Source organism: Desulfofundulus thermobenzoicus (assembly GCF_009428905.1).
GTDB lineage: Bacteria > Bacillota > Desulfotomaculia > Desulfotomaculales > Desulfovirgulaceae > Desulfofundulus_A > Desulfofundulus_A thermobenzoicus.
The window spans coordinates 1-908 of record NZ_WHYR01000119.1; the positions used below are offsets into that span (position 1 = coordinate 1).

Annotated in this window: 2 protein-coding genes; both read right to left on the reverse strand. The window is 50.9% G+C overall.

What is annotated here, in order from left to right:
• Nucleotides 1-46 precede the first annotated feature (46 nt).
• Nucleotides 47-445 (reverse strand): hypothetical protein, encoded by a 399-nt coding sequence (locus tag GFC01_RS17765; protein WP_152948478.1) that lies wholly within the window; start codon nucleotides 443-445, stop codon nucleotides 47-49.
• Nucleotides 442-819 (reverse strand): hypothetical protein, encoded by a 378-nt coding sequence (locus tag GFC01_RS17770; RefSeq protein WP_152948479.1) that lies wholly within the window; start codon nucleotides 817-819, stop codon nucleotides 442-444. Before GFC01_RS17770 ends, GFC01_RS17765 begins: the two co-directional genes overlap by 4 nt.
• Between the last annotated feature and the right edge of the window lie 89 nt (nucleotides 820-908).

Below are 908 nucleotides of genomic sequence, written 5' to 3' on the forward strand. Positions count from 1 at the left end.
TGTTTTCGATTAGGGAGCCGGCCTTGCAACCGGCTCCCCTCGATTCTCAAACTTCCACAAGCAACTCCCGGTAATCGCTTTTGTTGAACTCGTCCAGGCTGCCGTCATCGTATTCGACTTCCAGGTAACCGTCGCCGGTATACCCTACAACCTTTAATGTTTCACTCGTATCGACATCTTTTAACTTCTTGCCGATTAGCGCCTCGGCCTCTTCCCGGGTGAAAAGTTCCTCGCAAGAGGGAGAATCTTCTGTTTTGATCTTTTCCGGGTAGGTTACCATGTTACATGCCGTCTCCACAACCGCTTCGTCATATTTGTAAATCTCCCCCGTAAACATCACCATTTCCACCAGTTCATCCCCGTGATTCTTATACCATTTCCGGTGGGCCTCCAGGAACAGCTCCCAGGCTTCCCGCTCAAGATTACTTTCAAACACAATCTTCACAGTAACTCTACCTCCTTAAGACTCCCGGCATCTTTAATCCCCGATCCGACCGACTTAAAGGTGCTTTCCAGCAATGACATCAGCTGCCACCTCTTGTCTCCTCTGGCCCGCAGACAGTCATTTTCTGAATCACGTATCCACTCGTTGACCCATTGCCGGGCGTTGGTGGTTATCATCTTTACCGCACTGTTGAGCACTGCGACGGCTTTTTCGGTTTCAATCTCCAAAAGATGGCCTGGAACCGCCCTTGCCAGGGCGTTCACGTCTTCCGCCTCGATTGCCCTGACAGTTCTGCGCACATAGTGTTCGAACACCGCTTCCCTGTGTCCATATGTTGCTTCCTCCGCCGCTATTCTTTTCACTGAATCTGGCATTTATACCATCTCCTTAATTCGTGATTTATAGGCTTTCTTATACCCGCACGACCCGCACTTCAATGCCGGCCGCCAGGGCGTCGTCGATG